At 43.4% G+C, this 22,581-nt stretch carries 19 protein-coding genes and 7 pseudogenes; 25 read left to right on the plus strand and 1 reads right to left on the minus strand.

Annotated features, from left to right (window positions below; translation table 11 throughout):
* Window positions 1-93: 93 nt before the first annotated feature.
* From JCM19039_RS12085 to spoVAE, 14 genes and pseudogenes are all read left to right on the plus strand, one after another.
* Window positions 94-1,281, plus strand: a complete 1,188-nt coding sequence (locus JCM19039_RS12085; protein WP_042427453.1) for a D-alanyl-D-alanine carboxypeptidase family protein — start codon at window positions 94-96, stop codon at window positions 1,279-1,281.
* Window positions 1,282-1,398: 117 nt separating this feature from the next.
* On the plus strand, window positions 1,399-1,752 hold the full coding sequence (gene spoIIAA / locus JCM19039_RS12090) for an anti-sigma F factor antagonist (protein WP_042427456.1): 354 nt from the start codon (window positions 1,399-1,401) through the stop codon (window positions 1,750-1,752).
* Window positions 1,753-2,193, plus strand: a complete 441-nt coding sequence (gene spoIIAB, locus JCM19039_RS12095) for an anti-sigma F factor (RefSeq protein WP_042397515.1) — start codon at window positions 1,753-1,755, stop codon at window positions 2,191-2,193.
* A gap of 11 nt (window positions 2,194-2,204) precedes the next feature.
* Window positions 2,205-2,954 carry an RNA polymerase sporulation sigma factor SigF gene (sigF, locus tag JCM19039_RS12100; protein ID WP_042427459.1) on the plus strand — a complete coding sequence of 250 codons (750 nt, stop codon included), beginning with the start codon at window positions 2,205-2,207 and terminating at the stop codon, window positions 2,952-2,954.
* A 152-nt stretch (window positions 2,955-3,106) separates the two neighbouring features.
* Window positions 3,107-3,657 (plus strand): annotated as a pseudogene (locus JCM19039_RS12105) (stage V sporulation protein AE).
* A gap of 4 nt (window positions 3,658-3,661) precedes the next feature.
* Window positions 3,662-5,144, plus strand: a pseudogene (locus JCM19039_RS12110) (spore germination protein).
* A 64-nt stretch (window positions 5,145-5,208) separates the two neighbouring features.
* A complete protein-coding gene (lysA, locus tag JCM19039_RS12115) occupies window positions 5,209-6,495 on the plus strand; it encodes a diaminopimelate decarboxylase (RefSeq protein ID WP_042427461.1) in 1,287 nt (428 codons plus the stop codon).
* 164 nt (window positions 6,496-6,659) lie between these two features.
* Entirely contained in the window at window positions 6,660-6,914 is a 255-nt protein-coding gene (locus JCM19039_RS12120) for a hypothetical protein (protein ID WP_052398753.1), read from the plus strand.
* Between the two features lie 168 nt (window positions 6,915-7,082).
* A complete protein-coding gene (locus tag JCM19039_RS12125) occupies window positions 7,083-7,832 on the plus strand; it encodes a segregation/condensation protein A (protein ID WP_042427463.1) in 750 nt (249 codons plus the stop codon).
* A 1-nt stretch (window position 7,833) separates the two neighbouring features.
* Window positions 7,834-8,421, plus strand: coding sequence for an SMC-Scp complex subunit ScpB (gene scpB / locus JCM19039_RS12130; protein ID WP_042427466.1), 588 nt, complete (start codon window positions 7,834-7,836; stop codon window positions 8,419-8,421).
* Between the two features lie 102 nt (window positions 8,422-8,523).
* Window positions 8,524-9,024: a YhcN/YlaJ family sporulation lipoprotein gene (locus JCM19039_RS12135; protein ID WP_042427467.1), complete on the plus strand. Its 501-nt coding sequence runs from the start codon at window positions 8,524-8,526 to the stop codon at window positions 9,022-9,024.
* Window positions 9,025-9,040: 16 nt separating this feature from the next.
* Window positions 9,041-9,520, plus strand: coding sequence for a stage V sporulation protein AC (gene spoVAC / locus JCM19039_RS12140; protein ID WP_042427469.1), 480 nt, complete (start codon window positions 9,041-9,043; stop codon window positions 9,518-9,520).
* A gap of 129 nt (window positions 9,521-9,649) precedes the next feature.
* Entirely contained in the window at window positions 9,650-10,525 is an 876-nt protein-coding gene (locus JCM19039_RS12145) for a stage V sporulation protein AD (protein WP_307189706.1), read from the plus strand.
* Between the two features lie 3 nt (window positions 10,526-10,528).
* Window positions 10,529-10,879 carry a stage V sporulation protein AE gene (spoVAE, locus tag JCM19039_RS12150; RefSeq protein WP_042397537.1) on the plus strand — a complete coding sequence of 117 codons (351 nt, stop codon included), beginning with the start codon at window positions 10,529-10,531 and terminating at the stop codon, window positions 10,877-10,879.
* Between the two features lie 836 nt (window positions 10,880-11,715).
* Here the strand turns inward: spoVAE and JCM19039_RS12155 are convergent.
* Entirely contained in the window at window positions 11,716-12,438 is a 723-nt protein-coding gene (locus JCM19039_RS12155; protein ID WP_042427471.1) for a DUF421 domain-containing protein, read from the minus strand.
* A gap of 181 nt (window positions 12,439-12,619) precedes the next feature.
* Here JCM19039_RS12155 and JCM19039_RS12160 point away from each other — a divergent pair.
* The 11 genes and pseudogenes from JCM19039_RS12160 (at window position 12,620) to JCM19039_RS12210 (ending at window position 22,541) form a co-directional block, all read left to right on the plus strand.
* Window positions 12,620-13,701 (plus strand): annotated as a pseudogene (locus tag JCM19039_RS12160) (D-alanyl-D-alanine carboxypeptidase family protein).
* 4 nt (window positions 13,702-13,705) lie between these two features.
* Window positions 13,706-14,302: a nucleoside recognition domain-containing protein gene (locus JCM19039_RS12165; RefSeq protein ID WP_042427473.1), complete on the plus strand. Its 597-nt coding sequence runs from the start codon at window positions 13,706-13,708 to the stop codon at window positions 14,300-14,302.
* Between the two features lie 3 nt (window positions 14,303-14,305).
* Window positions 14,306-14,842 (plus strand): spore maturation protein, encoded by a 537-nt coding sequence (locus JCM19039_RS12170; protein ID WP_042427477.1) that lies wholly within the window; start codon window positions 14,306-14,308, stop codon window positions 14,840-14,842.
* 150 nt (window positions 14,843-14,992) lie between these two features.
* Window positions 14,993-15,712 (plus strand): pseudouridine synthase, encoded by a 720-nt coding sequence (locus JCM19039_RS12175; protein WP_042427480.1) that lies wholly within the window; start codon window positions 14,993-14,995, stop codon window positions 15,710-15,712.
* A gap of 253 nt (window positions 15,713-15,965) precedes the next feature.
* Window positions 15,966-17,464 (plus strand): annotated as a pseudogene (locus JCM19039_RS27325) (cytochrome c biogenesis protein ResB).
* Between the two features lie 43 nt (window positions 17,465-17,507).
* Window positions 17,508-18,712 (plus strand): annotated as a pseudogene (ccsB, locus tag JCM19039_RS12185) (c-type cytochrome biogenesis protein CcsB).
* Between the two features lie 101 nt (window positions 18,713-18,813).
* The gene (locus tag JCM19039_RS12190) at window positions 18,814-19,536 is read left to right on the plus strand and encodes a response regulator transcription factor (RefSeq protein ID WP_042427483.1); all 723 of its coding nucleotides are present in this window, start codon (window positions 18,814-18,816) and stop codon (window positions 19,534-19,536) included.
* Window positions 19,533-21,295, plus strand: a pseudogene (locus tag JCM19039_RS12195) (ATP-binding protein). The gene JCM19039_RS12190 and the pseudogene JCM19039_RS12195 overlap by 4 nt, the downstream one beginning before the upstream one ends.
* A 24-nt stretch (window positions 21,296-21,319) precedes the next feature.
* A pseudogene (locus tag JCM19039_RS12200) lies at window positions 21,320-21,884 on the plus strand (cob(I)yrinic acid a,c-diamide adenosyltransferase).
* A 64-nt stretch (window positions 21,885-21,948) separates the two neighbouring features.
* Window positions 21,949-22,131 (plus strand): hypothetical protein, encoded by a 183-nt coding sequence (locus tag JCM19039_RS12205; protein WP_042427486.1) that lies wholly within the window; start codon window positions 21,949-21,951, stop codon window positions 22,129-22,131.
* 23 nt (window positions 22,132-22,154) lie between these two features.
* Window positions 22,155-22,541: a hypothetical protein gene (locus tag JCM19039_RS12210; RefSeq protein WP_042427489.1), complete on the plus strand. Its 387-nt coding sequence runs from the start codon at window positions 22,155-22,157 to the stop codon at window positions 22,539-22,541.
* Window positions 22,542-22,581 lie beyond the last annotated feature (40 nt).

Below are 22,581 nucleotides of genomic sequence, written 5' to 3' on the forward strand. Positions count from 1 at the left end.
CCCGTTAATTGAAGTCTATAAAGCTACAAAAGATGTGTATAGAACGTCTCTTCGTTGGTGAAACTAGTAAAAAAAACGGAGGAGCGTAAACACATGATACGTAAAGGGGCACTATTATTTGTTGCAGTTGTTTTGCTGTTCACAAGTGGCGCAAAACCAACACTAGCGGTCGAGGAATCTATGATTGATGATGCAAAGTCTGCCATACTCATTGAAGCAGATACTGGAGAAGTTCTAATGGAGAAAAATGCGGACCAAGCCCTTCCGCCAGCGTCCATGACTAAAATTATGACGATGCTTTTAATTATGGAAGCGATTGACGAAGGCGAACTAGAGTATGAAGATATGGTATCCACTAGCGAAAAAGCAGCATCCATGGGTGGCTCTCAAGTGTTTTTGGAAGTGGGAGAAGAAATGAGTGTTCGCGATATGCTTAAAGCGATTGCTGTAGCTTCTGGTAATGATGCATCGGTTGCCATGGCTGAACATTTGGCAGGGACAGAAGAAGATTTTGTAGAGATGATGAATGATAAAGCGAAGGAACTCGACTTAAAAAATACGACGTTTCATAATACGAACGGTTTGCCTTCAAGTGGTCATGAAACGAGTGCATATGATCTAGCGAAAATAGCTCGAGAGCTGTTAAAGCATGAGGAAATCACAACGTTTACAAGTATTTATGAAGATTATTTACGGCAAGGCACAGAAGATGAATTTTGGCTCGTAAACACGAATCGACTGATTAAGTTTTATGAAGGGATGGACGGGTTAAAGACAGGGTATACGAGTGAATCAAAATACGGATTAACCGCAACTGCAAAGCGTGATGATATGCGCTTAATTGCAGTCGTTATGGGCGCTGAAACCCCACAAGTGCGAAATAACACGATTACCGATTTGATGAATCATGGGTTTAGTAACTATCAAGTAGAATCGCTGTTTGATAAAGGGGCAGCGGTAACGACTGTTCCTGTTGAGAAAGGCACGAAAAACTCGGTCGTTGGCAAGCTGGATAATAAAATCAGTCTATTGCTGAAGAAGAATCAAGAATCTGAAGAAGTTGAAGAGCGCATCCAAATGAATGACGTGAAAGCGCCAGTTGCCGAGGGCGAAACGATTGGAGAATTTCAATTAGTTCAAAATGGTGAGCCAGTAGCCTCTTCCAAAATTGTTGCTGCAGAATCGGTAGATAGTGCGTCTTGGTGGGAATTGTTTAAACGCTCAGCGTTAAAGATCATCGGTGTAAACACAGATGACGGGGCGATTTCTGACGAATCATGAGCAACGGGAGAAGTTTTGCACTGCTTTTGTCAACTGAAAAGGAAGTCATAAAGTTACGTTGAATGTTATCATGAGACACAATTGGTCTAGTGCAGTTCAGAGAACGGAGGAGCGGTTATGAGTTTTATGGTGGACATTGAAAAAAGGAACAACATTCTTTGTGTGAGGATTCACGGGGAATTGGATCATCACTCGGCAAGTGAGCTAAGACGGGTCGTCGATGCCGAGTTGGACGACCCAGCTACTCGCCATATTATTTTAAATGCTGAAGGACTTACGTTTATGGATAGTTCGGGCATTGGTGTCATACTTGGTCGGTATAAGAAATTGCAAGCGCGAGATGGAAAGCTCGTCGTTTGCGGTGTAAGCCCACCGGTTCATCGTTTGTTTGAGATGGCAGGGTTATTTAAAGTTCTAAACGTCGAGGAGCGAGAATCACAGGCATTACGGACATTGGGGGAGGCCGTATAAATGAAAAATGAAATGCAAATCCAATTTTCCGCACAAAGTCAAAATGAATCGTTTGCCCGCGTAAGTGTCGGTGCATTTATTGCCCAGCTTGATCCGACTATGGATGAGCTAACAGAAATTAAAACGGTAGTGTCTGAAGCCGTCACAAATGCAATTATTCACGGGTATGATGAAAACCCTGCAGGGACCGTCACAATTGCTGTTCATTTAGAAGAAGATGTGATCGCAATTACGGTGATGGATGAAGGGGGCGGCATACCGGATGTGAACCAAGCGAGGGAACCGCTGTATACTTCAAAACCCGAGTTGGAACGTTCGGGTATGGGCTTTACCATCATGGAAAACTTTATGGATGAAATGAACATTACGTCTGTCGTTGGTAAAGGAACAACCGTCTACGTCAAGAAACAGCTGTCCAAGAATAAAGTGTTTAATCATTAAGGGGCGTTGTTATGGAGACAAAAACAAAAAAAGGAAAACAACCTTCCGATGAAACGGTCAGACAATGGATTGAGGATAGTCAAGCAGGCGATCGTACGGCACGAGATCAGCTCGTCGAGAAAAACACACGACTCGTATGGTCTGTCGTTCAGCGTTTTTTAAACCGTGGATATGAAGCAGAAGATTTATTTCAAATTGGCTGCATCGGTTTAATGAAGGCAATCGATAAGTTTGATTTAACATATCAAGTGAAGTTTTCGACATATGCCGTGCCGATGATTATTGGAGAAATCCAACGATTTATCCGCGATGATGGCACGGTTAAAGTGAGCCGATCATTAAAAGAATTAAATCACAAAATTCGAAAAGAAAAAGAAGAGTTAACGAAAAAATTAGGGCGCGTTCCGACTTTAAATGAAATTGCCAAATCGTTAGACATCACACCAGAAGATGTTGTATTTGCAAACGAGGCAACACGAACGTTGTCATCTCTTCATGAAACGGTATATGAGAATGAAGGGGATCCGATTACGTTAATGGATCAACTGTCAGACCCAGATGATGCGAAGTGGTTTGAAGAGCTGGCTCTCCGAGATGTGGTCACACATTTGGAAAAAAGGGAAAGATTAATTGTATTCTTACGGTATTACAAAGATCAAACACAATCAGAAGTGGCTGAACGCCTCGGTATTTCCCAAGTGCAAGTGTCTAGACTTGAGAAAAAAATATTAGAAAAAATGCGAAAAGAAATGGTAGAATGATCTTCGCCTCCAAGGCCCCACATGAATTGTGGAACTTTGGAGGATTTTTGTGCATCGTCATGAAATTTCACATACCGTATTGTTTCATAATCTCTGCATGAATCAAAACGTCTTGAATCATAATAGGAAAGACTAGAGAGAGGATAATGACGATGAGCAAAGCGATTTTTGTCACGGACGGGGATGCAATTGCTGTAAAGGCCGTTCTAGCCGCTACAAAAGTTCTCCATCTCGGGTGTATTATTTTGTCTGGTGGAAATCCCTCTGTGTGCACGTATGAAGATCTTCATAAGGCGATTTTGCACAGTAAGCATGACACGACAGTCGTTATGTTTGATGATGCAGGAACGACGAGCGAAGGACCTGGTGAGCAATTAATGAAAAGACTTGTTGAAGAGGGTCAAATTCAAGTGCTCGGGGCATTGGCTGTTTCTTCAGCGAATCGGTCTGGAGATTGGACGAGGTTGATGTGTCCATTGACCGTTACGGAAACCTTGTGTCCAACGGGGTCGATAAAGAAGGAATCGAAGAGCTTGATGACCACCGAGTATACGGGGATACAGTCTACATCTTAGATCAATTGGCTTTACCGATTATCGTTGGTGTAGGTGATTTAGGGAAAATGGGCGGCAAAGATCATCCTCATCACGGCTCACCTGTCACGCAGCGAGCGTTAAGTCTAATATTGGAAAGGAGTGGCTAAATCGATGGAAGAAAAATCAAAACGAGAACATACACCGCTCTCGACCAACATTCATAAAAATGAAAAGATCTTCAAACAACGGCTCGGTATGGAAGAAAGTTTTGATGTCGGCGTACGTAAACTCAATGTATTAGAAAAAGAAATTCAAATCTACTATTGTAACGGACTTACGAATATTGAAAACGTTATTGAAGTGTTAAAAGAACTCATGCATCTCGATCATTTAGATGCTGAGGCAACGACAGTTCAAGAGACGATCGAAAATCACCTCACTCATTTGCAAGTGGAGTACACGGAAACGATTGAGGATTGTATTTTTTACATGCTTTCTGGTTTGATCTTTATCACGCTAGAAGGGGAAAATCAGGCGTTCGTCGTAGATGTTAGAAATTATCCAGGACGTTCCCCTCAAGAGCCAGATACTGAGCGTGTCGTTCGTGGTGCACGAGACGGGTACACAGAAAACATCATCGAGAACACAGGGCTTACGAGAAGGCACGTTCGTGATGAGAATTTACGAAATGAAATTATGCAAGTCGGTGTGCGTTCAAAAACCGATATCTGCATTTCCTACATACACGGAATTGTAGACCCAGATCTTGTAACCATTCTAAAAAAAGAGCTTGAGAGTATTGATATTGACGGAATTTCAATGGCTGACAAAACGATCGAGGAGTACATCGTTGACCAAGGGTGGAATCCATTTCCACTCGTCAGATATACGGAACGACCCGATGTAGCATCCACGCATCTATTAGAAGGTCACATCGTCTTGTTTGTTGATACATCACCGTCTGTCATTATTTTACCGGTTACGTTTTTTCATCATGTACAGCACGCAGAGGAATACCGACAGTCTGCAGCGGTCGGAACGTTTTTGCGCTGGGTAAGATTTATCGGTATACTCTCCGCTGTATTAATCGTACCGTTATGGACTTTGCTCGTGTTGCAACCGGATATGATTCCAGAAACACTCAGTTATTTAGGGGTGGAGGAGGAAAACAATGTTCCTTTATTGGCCCAAGTACTCATTGGGGAATTTGGGATTGAACTGTTAAGAATGGCAGCCATCCACACACCGTCCCCCCTTGCGACAGCTCTTGGTCTCGTTGCTGCATTACTCATTGGCGATATTGCGATTCAAGTCGGGCTGTTAACTCCTGAAGTTATTTTGTACATCTCCTTAGGGGCTGTCGGGATTTTTGCAGTTCCGAGTGCGGAGCTTGGCGTGGCGCTAAAGATCTTGAGGATCTTTCTTTATTATTGCAACTGGTTTGTTTTTCGCATATGGTTTCGTGTTGTCACTCACGATTGCCTTTATTTGGATGGTACGAATGAAACCCTTTCACAAACCGTATTTATGGCCGTTTTTACCGTTTGATCCTGTTGGGATGTGGCAAATTGTTTCGAGAACGACCGTACCCAGTATGAAGTTGCGACCAAAGATTGTGAATCCAAAAGATGTGGTCAAACAAGGGAACAAGTAACAACGCTTCTTTTTGAGATGTGGAGATGATACAATAATGGGCATGAAATGTAAGAGGTGAGGGCATGTCCAAAAATGTAGAAAAAACTGAACGAACGATCGGAGGCGTGGATGTAGATGAGATCGTCGCCTCTTATGGAACGCCTGTGTATGCATATGACACGGCAATGATCGAAGAGAAGGCAAAAGCATTTAAAGAAGCGTTTGAAACAGCAGGTGTAAGCTATCAAGTGGCATACGCCAGCAAAGCATTTAGTTGTGTAGCAATGGTCGAGCTTGCCGACCAGCTTGGTCTTAGTTTAGATGTCGTCTCCGGTGGTGAACTATACACTGCGCAATTGGCAGGTTTCCCACCAGAAAAGATCCATTTTCATGGAAATAACAAAAGCAGACAAGAGATTGTTGAAGCTTTAGAGGCAAATATTGGTTGTTTTGTCGTCGACAATTTCCATGAGCTCGACATATTATCTGAAGAAAGCAAACGGCTGGGGAGTGTTGCCAACGTGCTGTTCCGTGTTACGCCTGGTGTCGAGGCACACACGCATGCATATATATCTACCGGTCAGGAAGACTCGAAATTTGGTTTCGATCTCACGGGTGGGCAAGCCTTGGAAGCTGTGAAAAAAGCAACTCATGATACGAATCTACATGTACTTGGGCTTCATTGCCACATTGGATCACAGATTTTTGAGACAGCTGGGTTTAAAGAAGCTGTTCAAGTATTGTACAAACATATTGAGAGTTGGAATGACGAATTCTCCTTTGTGCCTGAAGTAATGAACACAGGCGGAGGGTTTGGCATTCGGTACACGAATGAAGATAATCCTATTCATCCGCAAGCATTCGTTCATGCGGTTGTGAAAGAAATCCAATCAGAAAGTGAACGCTTGCAACTTCCAATACCTGAAATATGGATTGAGCCTGGGCGTTCTCTCGTAGGAGAGGCAGGGACAACCTTATATACAGTAGGTGCAGAGAAACACATTAAAGATGTTCGACATTACATTAGTGTTGATGGTGGAATGAGTGATAACATTCGACCAGCACTTTATGATGCGAAATACGAAGCGACGTTGTTTCATCATCGTGATACCGAAGAAATGCGGACGTATGCGATTGCTGGAAAAGCTTGTGAGAGTGGGGATATGCTCATTGACCGTATTCAACTCAAAGAAGCGCAACCTGGGGATGTGTTGGCTGTATATTCTACAGGTGCCTATGGATATTCCATGGCAAGTAACTATAATCGTTTGCCAAGACCACCTGTTGTGTTCATTAAAGACGGCAAGCATCAGCTTGTCGTGAGAAGAGAATCTTACAAAGATCTAACACAATACGACTTGCATTTATAAGGGAAATGAAGAAAACTTGAGGTTCGAGCCTTGCATCTGTATAATAGAACATTATTGACTAAGATAAATTTGCGAAAAACATGGCGTGTCCATGTTTTCGTTTTTTTTGAAACGGGAATAATGTATTGAATGTGATCTCTTGGTAAAGAGGGGGAGTAAGGCCGATGCTAGTCAAATACAAATCAGCCTTTAAAAAGATCGCGATGGGGTTATTATCCTATATGCCGGATCTTAAAGATATAAAAACACTAACCGAAACCATTCATCGTTATGAAGAAGATGAGAAAAGCAAGTTGTATCTATGGAAAAAAGACGATGACTTTGTCGGTGTCATCGGGTTCACTGAACAAGCAGACGGAACTCGACTTCTGGAGCACGTGTGTGTGAACCCATCATTCGTTCCGAAGGTATTGGTGTGAAAATGGTGTGTACGTTAGAAGACCGTTTAGATGCAAAGTTCATTGGAAACGAAAGTACAGAGCCATTTCTAAACAATTGCCAAAGCCATCGTACAAATTTAGAAACGTAACTATAAAAGCTCCCCGTTGCGTATGTAAACGAGGAGCTTTTCCGATGGAGGAATGCACATGGAGCCCTATCATGTGAAGCTGCAAGGCTTTGAAGGCCCCCTAGATCTGTTGTTGCACCTTGTCCAACAAGCTGAAGTTGACTTATATGACATACCGGTCGCTGAAATTACCGCTCAATATATGAAATACATACGTGCTATGAGACAGCTGGAGTTGGATGTGGCAAGTGAATATCTAGTCATGGCTTCAACACTCCTAGCGATCAAAAGCAAGATGTTATTGCCAAAACCTGACTTGTACGACGAACAATTCGTAGACGAAGAGTGGCTGGAAGAGGATCCAAGAGAAGAATTAGCAGAGCAACTTGTGTTGTACCGAAAGTATAAAGAAGCGTCCCAACATCTAAAAGAAAAAGAGATGGAACGGGCCAAATTATATAGCAAGTCGCCAACAGATGTTGACATTGACGTGTCTGAAACCGAGCAAATGAATGACCCGTTAGATGTATCGATGACCGACCTCATTCAAGCCTTTCAACGGATGAATCAGCGCATTCGATTTGAGAAGCCAAGAGAGGCAACAATGCAGGCAGAGGAATGGACCATTGAAGAGAAAATGAACACAATTGTATCACGTATTTCAGAAGTGCATACGCGTGTATCTTTTCAAGAGACATTTACAAACGGGCCGGTGAATGAACAAGTCACAACATTTATTGCGCTGTTACAACTCATGAAAGATGGACGCGTATCTTGTTACCAAGACGATAATTTTTCCGATATTTATATTGAAAGGCGGATTGTGTAGCATGGAGCAAGATCTCACAGGCATTGTAGAGACGATTCTTTACATCAGTGGTGACGAAGGGCTAGATACGCTCCGTTTAGCTGAGTCATTAGAAACCAATCAATCCAGAATTGTTAGCGAGTTAAAACGGTTGCAACAAGAATATGAAGAGCACGGAGAAACACTTCAAATTGTTCAAGTAGGCGAAACGTTTAAGCTGACGACACGACCGGAATTTTCTCTTTATGTTGAGAAATACGCAAAACCACCTGAAAGATCTGTACTGTCCCAAGCGGCGCTTGAGTCGTTGGCGATTGTTGCTTATCGCCAACCCGTAACCCGGCTTGATGTTGAAGAGGTGCGCGGGGTCAAAGCAGACCGGGCATTACATACATTAGTGAACAGAGGGCTCGTTGAAGAAGCGGGTAGAGTAAAAGGTGCCGGCAGGGCGATATTATATCAAACGACGACGCGCTTTCTCGATGTGTTTCATCTCGAATCCTTAGAGTCGCTTCCAAAGATTGATGAATCGGCAAGTGATGAAGGAGAAGAACAGATGGATCTGTTTCTTTCCAACTATAAAGAACAACTTGATGACGAAAAAGACTGAACCTACCGTGTTCAGTCTTTTTTTTGAGGAAATGATTGCTATGTATTGAAGATCTTTGTTCACAAATAATAACAGAAATGACTGATAGAAAGGTTTGATGTTATGCGTGTGTCACGCGTGCTATCAACAACCGTTGCCGTTGCATTGTGTCTCATGATGAGTGCGTGCACAAACGACAGTGAAGAAAGCGGGGAAAGTGCAATCTCCCATCATACGGAACACCCTCACGTCGTCGAATTGACGAATTCCCCTCATGAAAATGCAACACCAGCAAAAGAGCAACAGCTCGCTGACGCAGCGAAAGATGCAATTTCTGAAATGGAACATATTACCGAAATTCATGCTGTATCTTTGGAGAATCATGTATTCATCTCCGCAGCAGTGGAGCACCATGCGAGGTGGAACTTAAAAGATGTACAAAAACAAGCCGAAACCGAGCTCGAAGAACAGTTGCCGTCTGATGCAGATATACACTTTTCAACGGATCTGAAAGCTTTTAAGGAGCTCAAGAACTTAGAAGAAGACATTGTTGAACAGAAAGTAGACGGATGGCATTTGCATGAACGGTTACTAAAAATAAAAGAATTCATGAAACCGGTTTGAAAGGGGTGTAAATGATATGGAAGAGAAGCAAACTAAGGAGTCAATGGAAAAGGAAGCCTACCAAAAAGTGGCCAGTCGGTTGGAGCCTAAACGCCCGATCTTCCTCAATTGTTTGAAAGCATTTTTCGTGGGGGGTTTCATTTGTGTAATTGGGCAGTGCATCTCTTTATTTTATTTGTCGTTTTTCAATTTTAGTGAAGCGACAGTTGGTGCACCTACAGTCGCTACATTGATTTTTATTTCAGTGCTTTTAACAGGGTTTGGTGTATATGACAAGTTATCCCAATTTTCCGGTGCAGGTACGGCAGTTCCTGTTACAGGTTTTGCAAACTCGATGGCTTCAACAGCCATTGAATATAAGACTGAAGGATATGTTCTCGGTGTGGGTGGTAACATGTTTAAGCTTGCTGGTTCGGTCATTGTGTTTGGTACTGTCGCCGCTTTCGTTATTGGTGTAATCTATACGATTGCCACACAGCAATGGGGGGGGATGTAGTGTTTACAGGACAGAGAAGTTTCGCCTATCCAACATCTCCTTGTATCCTCTCTACAGGTGTGGTGGCAGGGCCTACAGAGGCGAAAGCCCTTACGTCAAACCTTTGATAAAGTGTACGACGACTTGTGGATGAATGAAGACAGTTTCGAACAAGCGCAAAAAAAGCTAATGGAAGAAGCGTGCCAACAAGCGATTAAAAAAGCAGGAAAAACGCCCGAAGACATCGCTTTTCTTTTTGGAGGGGACTTGATTAATCAAATTACCGGAACAAGTTTTGCTTCTAGAACACTTGGGATTCCGTACTTCGGATTGTTTGGTGCGTGTTCAACATCAATGGAAGCTTTGGCTTTGGCCGCACTCACCGTTGAGCAAGGGGCATCCCCGGTGCTTGCCGGTACCGCAAGTCATTACGGCGCCATAGAAAAACAATTTCGTTATCCAATTGAATACGGAGCGCAACGCCCCCCTACATCACAAAGAACCGTTACAGCAGGAGGAGCTGCCGTTGTCGCTTCTGAAGGCTCGGACATTGTCGTAACGAAAGCGACAATCGGAAAAGTCGTGGACAATGGCATTAAAGACCCCTTTAACATGGGGGCAGCGATGGCTCCTGCAGCGGTTGATACAATTCAAGCACATTTCCAGGATTTTGGGATTGATGAGAGTGCTTATGATTTAATACTGACAGGTGACCTCGGTCAACTTGGACGCTCAATCGCACTAGAATGGTTTCGGCAACAAGGTGTACATTTGGCTGAAAGTAAGTTTCAAGATTGCGGGCTGATGATCTATGACGATGAACCTGAAGCAATGTCAGGGGCGAGCGGCACAGGATGTTCAGCTTCAGTCGTTTTCGGCAAAATCCTTCAAGACATGGAAAAAGGGGTGTATAACCGTATCCTTGTTTGTGCAACAGGTGCGTTATTATCACCGCTTACGTTTCAGCAAAAAGAATCGATCCCTTGTATCGCTCATGCGGTTGCAATTGAGAAGAGAGGGGGATAACTCATGATCTTTCTCTGGGCGTTTATCGTTGGTGGAATCATCTGTGTGTGTGGTCAATTGTTAATGGACGGACTGAAACTCACGCCAGCACATACGATGGCCACTTTAGTTGTTGTCGGAGCAATACTCGATGGAATTGGTGTTTACGAACGACTGATCGACTTTGCTGGTGCCGGTGCAACCGTTCCGATTACAAGCTTTGGCAATCAGCTCGTTCACGGTGCATTAGCAGAAGCTGACAGAACAGGACTCATTGGTGTCGTTACCGGGATCTTTCAGATTACAAGTGCAGGTATTTCTGCCGCCATCATTTTTTCATTTTTAGCGGCACTCGTATTTCGTCCGAAAGGATAACAGCACAATGAATAACACGCATTCCGATTCAGGAAGGCGTGTTGTTTTTTGATGGGTTAAAACGGTTAGTGAATGCAATGTCTTTTGCGCGGTGCTGAAAAAGAGTGGGTGTCAATCAACCTTGGGTTAATTCACGAAGGCTGTTCATTTTTTGTAAGTGAATGTAAGGGAGTGGAATAGCCCCTCGGATTTAATCTATCTCCATTGTGCGCGTGCTCGGAAACGGAACGAGCTAACGGGTATCTTGTGATGATGTTTAAGCGTCTGAACCTATATGAGTTCAATTCAATAAATTCACTGAACTACGGTGTTAAACGCTAACATGATTGCTAACTAAACCCTTCTAGCTTCACTTCAACACCTTCGGTACTAACCGTTGCTAGTTCCCGAGTTCGTTGTAGGCACACGTACTACTTTTGTCCACCTGTAAAAAAGATATGAACTGTGATCCTATCATAAAGGACAAGGACTGTTACTCTCTGAATATTTTATGTGAACGGGTTGATTTAAGGTTCAAAACGCCTCATATATTTCTTATTGTGACAGTTGGTGACGTTTATCTGAGCATTCGGGGGAGAATGATGACTGTTTTCTTGACCAACCGTAACAAAAATCAGTTTCTGTGACGATTGGAGCCTCTCTATAAAGCCTTAGCGAGCTGAGGTGCGGCTACCAGCCAACGGATGTCGCCCTTGTACTTTGGAATGTAAAGAAAACACGGTGGATGTTGCATCTTCTAAATCTGTGTGCGCTCACACACCGAACATTTCTCCTGACTCCCGTTTTCCTGTCACCTCAATTCGCGCGCAAGGACCTTTTTAAAGATCAAAGAAAAGTTAATGATGAATAGACGTCCGTGTCAATTCCCCGTTTTGTGTCGTAATAACGACGTTGCCATTTGTATGTATTTCCGCATAATAGACGTCTTTTAGTCGTTTAATGCCTCGGCGGGCGAGCAGATCGATCAAGTTTCGTTCGTTCATGGAAAAGCGCATCGCATTTTCATCTTCGAACTGACCATCTAAAATTAAAGGATATGAAATGTTTGATGGGTTATTTGGGAGGTTCATGTCTTCTTTCGTCACAGGTTGCGCATGTTCTTCTTTCATCACGCTCAGTTGACCGTTTGCTTCAATGATGGCGTATTGCACTTCTTGAAAGTAGAAAACATTTTTGTCACGAAGCATACAAATCACATTGTCGATCGAATATTGTATTGAGCGAATGTTATTTGGTAGAAACTTCCCATGAACCATCACGACTGTTGGGGCAAAGGTTACTTTCTTACCGAACTTCGGATAGCGAAGGGAGAGGTTTGTCCATATTTTCTGTAAAGCAGCGATAGCGATGATCGCAAACACGGTATGGAAATGAGGAACGGAAGGGTCGGCTATATCAGCACCGGTAACGGAAGCGAGTGTAATGATAATCAAATAATCGAATACTGGAAGTTCACCGATGGATCGTTTGCCCATGAATAGCGTAATGATGAGAAGTAACGGTAAGATCGTAATTATTCGAGAAAGAACGATAATTGTTTCTGCAAATATATTTTCCATCTCAAACTCCCTCTCTATAAAACGATGTCTAATCTATCGTTCCTTTTAATTGCATTTTCATTCTTCGTTCATACTTTGGCCAAGCCTGCATACATTTTCAGTAACAGTAGCGGTCGTGAGGACGGCAGGAGGTCGTAACATGAAGCGTCGATTATTCCATGTGATTTTAGTTTGTGTAGGGATGTTGTTCGTGAGTGCAGAAGCGACAGCTGAACAAGCGGAAGAAGCCCCATTTTCAGTGTCTGCGGAAGGGGCAATTCTTATTGAGGTTGAATCGGGTCGCGTGTTATATGAAAAAGATGCTGAAAGTGAAAAGCGGATTGCAAGTATTACAAAGATCATGACAGCGATGATTGCGGTAGAACAAGGGAACTTGGATGATGTCGTGACGGTATCGACGAATGCTGAAGGTACCGAAGGATCGTCTTTGTACCTTCGTGCAGGGGAGAAAGTAACCCTGCGTGATTTGGTTTATGGGCTCATGTTACGGTCTGGTAATGATAGCGCCGTTGCGATTGCTGAACATATCGGGGGAAGTGTTGAGGGATTCGTATATTTAATGAATGACCAAGTTAGAAGGCTTGGATTAGAGCACACAACGTTTGCAAACCCCCACGGTTAGATGATCATGAAGAGCATTACTCAAGTGCCCATGATATGGCAATCATTATGCAAGCCGCCATGCAATCGGACGAGTTTCGTGATATATCGGGAACAGAAGTGCACCGAGCACCGAATGAGAACGAGTCATGGGACCGTGTATGGAAGAACAAAAACCGGTTGTTAACCGAAAGATATGAATATAGTACGGGGGGAAAAACGGGTTTCACGAAGCGCGCTCGTCGAACACTCGTTTCTTCAGCAGAAAAAGATGGAATGGAGCTCATTGCGGTCACGCTGAATGCCCCTTCTGATTGGGACGATCACATTCGGATGTTTGAATTTGGTTTTGATACGTATCAAATGAAAACACTCGTAAAAGAGGGCCCATTAAGTCGGCAACATCAGCCTTCCGATGAATCGATTGATTATGAAGTGCACGACCAAATTGATTTTCCTCTGACAGAGGAAGAGATGCCTAGAGTTGTACCAAGAATTAAACCGATAGACGAAACGTCTGAAGATCCTCATGCTGCGGACATACGCTTCATGCTCGACGGTGAAGTCATTACCCAAGCGCCGCTTTACAGACCGCTTGTAGAAGAGCCCGCTGCTTCTTGGTGGGATCGCTTGAAGTCGAGGATTCATCAGATGTTGAGGTGAGCAGATGATTAATTGGATATGGATGAGTATGTTGATCATAGGCCTAGTATTCGCGGTGTTCACTGGTAGAATGGAAGAAGTGAACGCGGCCGTTTTTGAAGGGGCAGAACAAGCGGTGACGCTCTGTTTTGGACTCATAAGCATCCTCGTATTTTGGCTTGGAATGATGAGGATTGCCGAAGAAGGAGGCTTGCTTTTATTTCTTTCAAAACGACTATCACCCGTCGTCGGTAAGCTTTTTCCAGAAGTGCCAAAAGATCATCCAGCGATGGGGTATATTTTGTCAAACATGACCGCCAACTTCTTTGGGTTAGGCAATGCAGCGACACCGATGGGCATAAAAGCGATGGAAGAACTAAAGAAGTTAAATGGAAACACGGACGAGGCCAGTCGTTCCATGATTACTTTTCTTGCGATTAATACGGCAAGCATTACGCTCATTCCAACGACAGTCATCGCCATTCGCATGACGTACGGTTCTGCAAACCCTGGTGAGATTATCGGTACGACCATTGCCGCAACAATTGTAGGAGCAACTAGTGCGATCCTGATTGACCGTTATTTTCATTGGCGCCGGACACGGCTAGGGAGGGTGAGGTAAGCGATGTATATCCTTTCCATCATTTCAATGTATCTCATCCCCGCTTTACTATTTACAATCCTTGTCGTGGCCATTTACAAGAAGGTGCCAGCATATGAAACATTCGTTGAAGGCGCAAAAGATGGTTTCCAACTGGCCATCTCCATCATTCCTCCTCTCGTCGGCATGTTAGTTGCCATCTCTGTGTTTCGAGCGTCAGGAGCTTTAGATTTCTTGCTATCAGCCATCCAACCTGTGCTTGCATTCATTGGTGTCCCTGCAGATATTGTTCCGCTAGCGATTATGCGTCCATTATCAGGCACAGGAGCTTTAGGCATTATGAGCGATTTGATTCGTGTGCACGGCCCTGACTCTTTCATCGGTCGTTTAGCTTCCACGATGCAAGGAAGCACCGACACGACTCTCTATGTCATTACTGTTTATTTCGGTGCAGTCGGCATTAAGAAAATCGGCGATGCATTAAAAGTCGGTTTACTCGCTGATATTTGTGGACTATGTGCAGCAATTTTCTTCGTTATGCTCGTGTTTGGTAATATGTAATCGTCGCCGACCCTAGGGTCGGCTTTTTTTACGGAAGATTTGCACTGTTTCCCATTCAACGCCGTCGCTTGTGAAAACAAGAAATGAAGCGTATGATAAAATGGAACTTTAGCTTTAGTAAAGCAAGATTTTAGAACTTGGGGTGAAAAGATGGAACGCTTGCAAAAAGTAATCGCTCAAGCAGGCATCACATCAAGGCGAAAAGCCGAAACGTTCATTACGGAAGGTCGCGTAAAAGTAAACGGAGATGTGGTCAAAGAATTAGGAACAAAAGTATCTGCGAAAGCAGAAATAGAGGTAGATGGTGTGCTCATTACAAAAGAAGCACCTGTTTATTATTTACTCTATAAACCGAGAAAAGTAATATCAGCAGTAAGTGACGATAAAGACCGGCAAGTCGTGACCGATCTCATTGACGACGTGGAAGAACGAATTTTTCCTGTCGGGCGACTTGACTATGATACGTCTGGCATTCTTCTCTTAACAAACGATGGTGAATTCTCAAACTTAATGATGCACCCAAAAAGCAAAATCAAAAAAACGTATATTGCGAAAGTACAAGGGAAGCCTTCTAAAGATACGCTCAAAAAGCTAGCGTCTGGTGTGACGCTTGAGGATGGAAAAACATTACCAGCAAAAGCATCATTCAAGTCTGGAAATAAGCAAAACGACACGTCCATTATTGAGCTTGTCATTACGGAAGGAAGAAATCACCAAGTTAGACGTATGCTTGAAGCTGTCGGACATCCCGTTTTAAAGTTAAAAAGAGAGCACTATTCTTTTCTAACATTAGATAAGTTAAATCCCGGAGATTACCGACCATTAAAACCATATGAAGTCGCCAGACTTCGTGAAATGGCTGTCACATAAACGTCATAAAAACTAGCGAAAAAAGGCGGTACGACAGGGTTTTTGCAGGTATAATATTCCTTGGGATATTCGCCATCTCGAGTCTGAACGAGGTGATTTTTTGGAACAGGTGAAATGTGAATGCGGCCACACGAATCCATACGGCACAGAAGTATGTGCGTCGTGCGGTAAACCGCTTACAGGTGATAACAAGGAACTATTAAACATGCGGTATGAAGGTGCTGCTAGAAGATCGCAAACGTATAACCGCTCGATGATTGACAAGATATGGAATTTCTTTTCTTCAGTAAAAGTAGGGATATCCATTATTGTCATTTTGCTGTTTGCGTCTGCGCTCGGTACCATATTCCCACAAGAATTATTTATTCCACCAGGGGAAGATGCAGCAACGTTCTATTATGATGAATACGGTTGGGCTGGGGAGTTGTACTACATGCTCGGCTTCCATAACTTGTATGGATCATGGTGGTACATGCTTTTAATCGCCGCACTCGGTGTATCGATTTTAATTGCAAGTATTGATCGATTTTTCCCATTATACAAGGCGCTTAAATCACAACGTGTAACCCGGCATCATAATTTCATGAAACGCCAAAGAGTATTTGGTACAAGCGCTGTAGAAGATGCGGATGAAACGATGAACAAGGCAAAAGGGCTTCTTAAGAAGAAGCGTTACAACATCTATGAAGAAAATGGCAATATCCTAGCTGAAAAAAGCCGTTGGGCACGTTGGGTCCTTATGTGAATCACATCGGTCTTATCATCTTTCTTGTCGGGGCAATGCTACGGTTCTTTCCAGGCATGTACATTGACGAAAACATGTGGGTTCGTGAAGGAGAGACCGTGCCAATTCCAGGAACTTCCAAAGAATACTACTTAGAGAACAAACAATTTGATTTGGAATTATACGATGAAGCCGATGAGCGTTTTCAAGGTGTAATGGAAGGCTCGGATGCAGAACATATTGAGACGTTCCGAACACACTCGTCACTCTATCTTGCACAAGAAGATACGACCGTAGGTGCTGAACGTGAGCTAGAACTTCTTTCTGAAGACGAGATTGAAGTGAATCAACCACTCTACTTTGATAATTACTCCATCTACCAACTGGATTACAAAATGAATGAGCTTAAAGCGATGACATTTGAGGTGGAAGATCAAGAGAGTGGTGAAGCGGCAGGGACGTTTACGGTAGACTTGAATAACCCCGAAGACTATTATGAGCTCGACAACGGCGATCAAGTGTACATTTATGATTATTTTGCAAACTTCATGATTAATGACGAGGGCGTTCCAACAACCGAGAACAATGTGCCTGATAACCCGGCCTTTATTTTCCAAACAGAAAATGATGCTGGCGAAGAAGAGCTGACATTTATTCGGATTCAACGGAACTTCGAAATTCGTGATGAGGAAGATGATCCCCACCAGTACGCCTTTTCATTCGCAGGCATTGACACGAACCACGTCACTGGACTCAAAGTACGAAAAGATTTAACGCTCCCGTTCTTAATTGTCGGAGGTTCTATTTTCTTAATTGGTTTAGTTCAAGGTTCTTATTGGCCGCACCGAAGAATTTGGCTCCAACGTGACGCTGAACAAAACATTATGATTGCAGCTCACACGAATAAAAACTGGGAGTCCATTAAAAAAGAAATTCGTGAACTCGCACACGAGACCGAACTTGAAGAACCACTCGATCAAACAGATAAAGAGTATGAAGAGGAATACGAGGAAAGAGATCGATTATAAAAGGCAGTGATTGACGATACGTCAATGACTAGGAGGTACCTGTATGAATTCATTAGCAGAGTTGAGTAGTAATCTGCTGTACATTGCGTTTGTTTTCTACCTAATCGCGACCATTTGTTATGCGGTTTCGGTTACAGGAAGAAAATTTCGCAATAAAGAAGGTGAATTTAAAAACAATCGCTGGGGTACATGGGGTTACATTGCGACAATTATTGCGGTTGTATTTGCCTTTAGTTATTTCTTTACACGTTGGGCTGCAGGTGGTCATCCGCCTGTAAGTAACATGTTTGAATATACAGCGTTTCTAGCGATTTGTATTAGTTTGGCATTTGTTATCATTAACGGCATTTACAAGTCTAACGTTCTCGGATTGTTCACCATTCCGATCGTTATGCTAATCATTGCGTATGCATCTGTATTTTCAACAGATATTGCGCCTCTAGTTCCGTCCTTACAATCAAACTGGCTCGCGTTGCACGTCATCACGACGGCCGTTGCTCAAGGAATTTTGGCTGTTAGTTTTGGTGCGGGTCTAGTGTATCTCGTTCGTACGTTAGACCTTAGTGGCAAGAAGATGACGAAGCGAACGTTTGGTATAGAATTCATTATGTATACGTTGCTCTCAGCACTTGCTTTCGTCATTGTTACGAACGTGTTTGAAGCGGTTAACTATGAAGCCGAGTTTATGTATATTAACGAGTATGGAGAAGAAGCAGAGAAATTGTACGGGCTTCCTGCCATTGTGGGCCCTAACGAAGGGGTGCTCCTCACGGAGGATCGTATGTCACCCCTTGTAAACATGCCAGATTGGATCATTAGTGAAGATTTAAACACCGTCATCTGGCATTCGGTAGTGGTTTCGTACTTTATTGGATCATTCGACTTATCGGCAAAAACCGTCGCATTAGTGCAATGCTGCAACCATTACTTAAAGGTGTTAAGCCGCAAACTGTGGACGAGTTAAGCTACCGAGCCATTGCCATTGGTTTTCCGCTGTTCGCTCTTGGTGGACTCGCATTTGCAATGATCTATGCACAAATTGCATGGACAAGGTTCTGGGGTTGGGATCCTAAAGAAGTGTGGGCGCTCATCACGTTCTTCTTTTATGCCGCGTACTTACATTTGCGGTTGTCTAGAAACTGGCACGGAGAACGTTCTGCTTGGCTCGCCGTTATCGGTTTTGCCATCATCATGTTTAACCTCATCTTTGTTAACCTCGTGATTGCAGGTTTGCACTCGTACGCGTAGAGGGTATCGGATGAGAAAAGAATGAAATGGGAGGGGCGTTCATATCGATCGTCCCTTTCTTGTATAACGTTTCTAACTGGATGTGTGAAGGAGGAAGTAACATGGACCATGATGTAAAAATTTTAGTCGTAGATGACGAGGATCGTATTCGCAGGTTACTAAAGATGTATCTTGAGAGAGAGCATTATATCGTTGAAGAGGCAGAAAACGGTGAAGCCGCTTTGCAACTTGCAAAAGAACAAGATTATGATTTGATATTGCTTGATTTAATGATGCCTGGCATGGATGGGATTGAAGTGTTGCAACAACTGCGTAAAGAAAAGGCGACGCCAGTAGCCATTCTTACCGCTAAAGGCGAAGAAGCCAACCGTGTGCAAGGGTTTGAGGAAGGAACGGACGATTATATCGTCAAACCATTCAGCCCTAGAGAAGTCATTTTACGTGTGAAAGCACTACTGCGTAGAACGTCATCAACACGGTATTTACAAACGAACACACAAACGAAAAACATACTTGCTTTTGATTATATTACGATTGACCACGATGCTCACCGGGTGAGTGTTCAAAATGAAGAAGTATCGCTCACACCAAAAGAGTACGAGTTGTTGCATTATTTGGCAAGCTCACCTGACAAAGTGTTTTCTAGAGAAAAGCTACTCAAAGACGTTTGGAAATATGAATTCTTTGGGGACCTTCGGACGGTGGATACCCATGTAAAGCGGCTTCGTGAGAAACTCAACAGCATCTCGACAGAAGCGGGAGATATGATTACGACGGTTTGGGGAATCGGTTACAAATTTGAAAACGTGAAACAAAAGCAATGATTTGGAGGAGTATCGTCGGAAAACTGTGGATGACCATTCTCCTTCTTGTTACGGTCGTCCTAGGGATTTTAGGAATACTCCTTTATCAGTTTTTCGAAAACTTTCACCTCTCACAAATGGAAGATGGCTTAAGCAACCATGCTTCATATATTGTTTCAACAATTGAGCAAGGCGAAGGCCAGCCCCAGTCTTTTCGCTCAGTCAGGCAACTAGAGCGAACTCACGGAATGAAGATTGTCATTTTTAGGGACGAGGTGCCGTATTGGACAACGGACGCAACGCTTGCTGAAGGGCAGTACATCCCTCCGTTGTTCTTTTCCAATCATGATAGTTTCCGGCCGGTTTTTGCTGGGGAAGATCGTGTCATTAGTCGCGTTTCCTACGAATCTCAATACAGTGGCGACCCATCAGAATACATCGTCGTCGGCGCCCCGGCATCTACAGAGTCTGAGGACTATTCCATTTTCTTATACAATTCTTTAGAGTTGATGCAGGAGTCAACCGATGAAACGAAACGATTAATTTTACTAGCAGCTGCGATTGGACTTGTGTTGACTACTTTTTTTGCATTTTTCCTCTCAAGCAGGGTAACTGCACCTTTGCGAAAAATGCGGCAAGTGACGTTAGAAGTTGCGAAAGGCAAGTTTGATACGTCTGTGCCGATGCTCACACACGATGAGATTGGCCAATTGGCAATTGCTTTTAATCGGATGCGTAGACAGTTAAATAATAATATTAATGCTCTGAATCAAGAAAAAGAGCAGCTTACGAGAATTCTCAGCAGCATGGCTGATGGGGTCATAACATTAAACCGCCGTGGCGATATGATGGTGACGAATCCGCCTGCGGAACGGTTTTTAGAAGCGTTCATGTATGAAGATCACGACAAGACGACACGTTTACCAGACCGTTTAGATGCGTTGTTTAAAAAAGTCGTTACTCAAGAGCAAGAGCAATGGGTAGAAGTGACGGTTCAAGGCAGAACGTATGCGTCTCTTATGACGCCTTTATATGATCAATCTCACGTACGCGGAGTCGTGCTCGTCATTCGTGATATGACTGAAGAGCGCCAACACGATAAACTGCGAAAAGACTTTATTGCCAACGTTTCTCACGAACTGCGCACACCCATATCGATGCTTCAAGGGTATAGCGAAGCTTGATGGACGGTGTGGCTGAAACAGACAAAGAGAAAGATGAAATCACTCAGATTATTTATGATGAATCCTTGCGAATGGGTCGACTCGTTAATGAGCTATTGGATATTGCTAGAATGGAATCTGGGCATATAACGTTGGAGAAGCAAGACATTGAAGTTGTCGAATTGGCGAGAAAAGTGATGGTTAAGTTCAATAAAATGGCTGAGGAAGCAAAAGTAACATTGCGATTTGTCTCTCCTGACCCACCCATCCAATTGCACGCTGATCCCGATCGACTAGAACAAGTGTTAACAAACCTTCTCTCAAATGCGGTAAGACATACAGCCGAAGGCGGAGAAATCGTGTGTAAGATTACGGATGTAGACAGCGCGGTTAGATTTGAAGTGATTGATACGGGTAGCGGTATTCCTGAAAGCGACCTTCCGTTCGTATTTGAACGCTTTTACAAAGCAGATAAAGCGAGAACAAGGGGCAACGCTGGAACGGGGTTAGGTCTAGCGATTGTGAAAAATATTGTGGATGGTCACGGTGGCGATATTGTCGTACAAAGTAAAGAAGGAAAAGGGACGACGTTTACGATGACGCTATATAAGCCATAAGTGATTATAGGAGGTCAGTGATTGATGCGGATCTACACTAGAGGCGGAGACGAAGGCAAAACAAGTGTAATCGGTGGACGTCGAAAGAAGCACGACCAACGAATTATAGCTTATGGGAGCATTGATGAAGTGAACAGCTTTGTTGCAAAGGCGCGCCACTCCGTAGCCCAAAAAAAGTGAATTTCATAAGATAGAGAGCGAACTCCTCGTCATTCAACACGAACTTTTTGATTGTGGGAGTGATCTTGCAACGGTGAAGGAAGGCCCTGCGTATAAAGTAACAGCAAGAAACGCCGCTCAATTAGAAGAGTGGATTGACCATTGGACGAGTCTTTCCCCTAAAATTGAACGATTTATTTTACCTGGAGGCAGTGAAGCGTCAGCGAATTTACACGTTTGCAGAACGGAAACGAGGAGAGCAGAACGTGAAGTGGCTGCACTGGCTGAAATTGAAACGATTCATATGCCCGTACTTGCCTATATGAATCGACTATCAGATTATTTCTTTACTGTTGCCAGGTTCGTTAACCATTCCCTCGATGTTGCCGATATTCCATATGAGAGAAGTGCAATCGTGTTTAAAGACTAATGTTTCATGCTTACGCTGCATATACATCACTGTTGTAAAGTGTGTTGTAGAGGAGCTGCATGAGGTGCTGGATTATGTAAAAAGAATGTGCGTGGTGTTTGTTTTTGCATCAATACTTTTGTCTCTTTTGAACTTCTTTGTGCTACTCATTGAAGAGCCAGAGTTTAGTTACATCTCGACCGAAGTATGGGTAGGGAAAACGACGATTATTGATGGAAGCTTGGTGCGAAGTATATTGCACGAGTAAAAGTACGAGAGGAGTCAGAGTGGATGGAAGCCCAGAACATGCCGGCTGCAATGCTTCGCTGGTTAAATGATCAGGAGAAAAACAGCGAAGAAGCGTGGCTATTAATTCTATTCCGTTCTGTGCTCACGATGATTCGTCGTCAACAACCGGTTCGTTTAGACACAGATGGCTTATTGACTGCATCCTTTTGGAAACACATCGAAGAACGATTAGAGTATTCGTTGCTCGAGCATAAAAAGCCAAAGGCTGTAAACTTATATCAATTTTTCCATCGCGTCGCAGATCAGGAAAAATGGCTCCTCCTGACAAGCGAGCATGCCTATTTGACAGAAGAAGCGGAGCGATTTTTATCGCAAAAAAAGGAAGCACAACTGGCTGTGATTCTGTATCACTTCTTTCCTGAACCGTAAAAACGCACAACGCATATGTTCAACAAAAAGGACTCCGCAA

Source organism: Geomicrobium sp. JCM 19039 (genome assembly GCF_000698145.1).
Taxonomy (GTDB): domain Bacteria; phylum Bacillota; class Bacilli; order Bacillales; family Marinococcaceae; genus Geomicrobium_A.

What these genes read in the sequence shown, in the direction of transcription:
- scpB (WP_042427466.1), top strand. Translation starts at nt 7,834, where the DNA reads ATGGAGCAAGATCTCACAGGCATTGTAGAGACGATTCTTTACATCAGT.
- spoVAC (WP_042427469.1), top strand. Translation starts at nt 9,041, where the DNA reads ATGGAAGAGAAGCAAACTAAGGAGTCAATGGAAAAGGAAGCCTACCAA.
- JCM19039_RS12120 (WP_052398753.1), top strand. Translation starts at nt 6,660, where the DNA reads ATGCTAGTCAAATACAAATCAGCCTTTAAAAAGATCGCGATGGGGTTA.
- spoVAE (WP_042397537.1), top strand. Translation starts at nt 10,529, where the DNA reads ATGATCTTTCTCTGGGCGTTTATCGTTGGTGGAATCATCTGTGTGTGT.
- spoIIAB (WP_042397515.1), top strand. Translation starts at nt 1,753, where the DNA reads ATGAAAAATGAAATGCAAATCCAATTTTCCGCACAAAGTCAAAATGAA.
- JCM19039_RS12175 (WP_042427480.1), top strand. Translation starts at nt 14,993, where the DNA reads ATGGAACGCTTGCAAAAAGTAATCGCTCAAGCAGGCATCACATCAAGG.
- JCM19039_RS12125 (WP_042427463.1), top strand. Translation starts at nt 7,083, where the DNA reads ATGGAGCCCTATCATGTGAAGCTGCAAGGCTTTGAAGGCCCCCTAGAT.
- lysA (WP_042427461.1), top strand. Translation starts at nt 5,209, where the DNA reads ATGTCCAAAAATGTAGAAAAAACTGAACGAACGATCGGAGGCGTGGAT.
- spoIIAA (WP_042427456.1), top strand. Translation starts at nt 1,399, where the DNA reads ATGAGTTTTATGGTGGACATTGAAAAAAGGAACAACATTCTTTGTGTG.
- JCM19039_RS12210 (WP_042427489.1), top strand. Translation starts at nt 22,155, where the DNA reads ATGGAAGCCCAGAACATGCCGGCTGCAATGCTTCGCTGGTTAAATGAT.
- JCM19039_RS12135 (WP_042427467.1), top strand. Translation starts at nt 8,524, where the DNA reads ATGCGTGTGTCACGCGTGCTATCAACAACCGTTGCCGTTGCATTGTGT.
- JCM19039_RS12170 (WP_042427477.1), top strand. Translation starts at nt 14,306, where the DNA reads ATGTATATCCTTTCCATCATTTCAATGTATCTCATCCCCGCTTTACTA.
- JCM19039_RS12085 (WP_042427453.1), top strand. Translation starts at nt 94, where the DNA reads ATGATACGTAAAGGGGCACTATTATTTGTTGCAGTTGTTTTGCTGTTC.
- JCM19039_RS12190 (WP_042427483.1), top strand. Translation starts at nt 18,814, where the DNA reads ATGGACCATGATGTAAAAATTTTAGTCGTAGATGACGAGGATCGTATT.
- JCM19039_RS12165 (WP_042427473.1), top strand. Translation starts at nt 13,706, where the DNA reads ATGATTAATTGGATATGGATGAGTATGTTGATCATAGGCCTAGTATTC.
- sigF (WP_042427459.1), top strand. Translation starts at nt 2,205, where the DNA reads ATGGAGACAAAAACAAAAAAAGGAAAACAACCTTCCGATGAAACGGTC.
- JCM19039_RS12145 (WP_307189706.1), top strand. Translation starts at nt 9,650, where the DNA reads ATGAATGAAGACAGTTTCGAACAAGCGCAAAAAAAGCTAATGGAAGAA.
- JCM19039_RS12155 (WP_042427471.1), bottom strand. Translation starts at nt 12,438, where the DNA reads ATGGAAAATATATTTGCAGAAACAATTATCGTTCTTTCTCGAATAATT.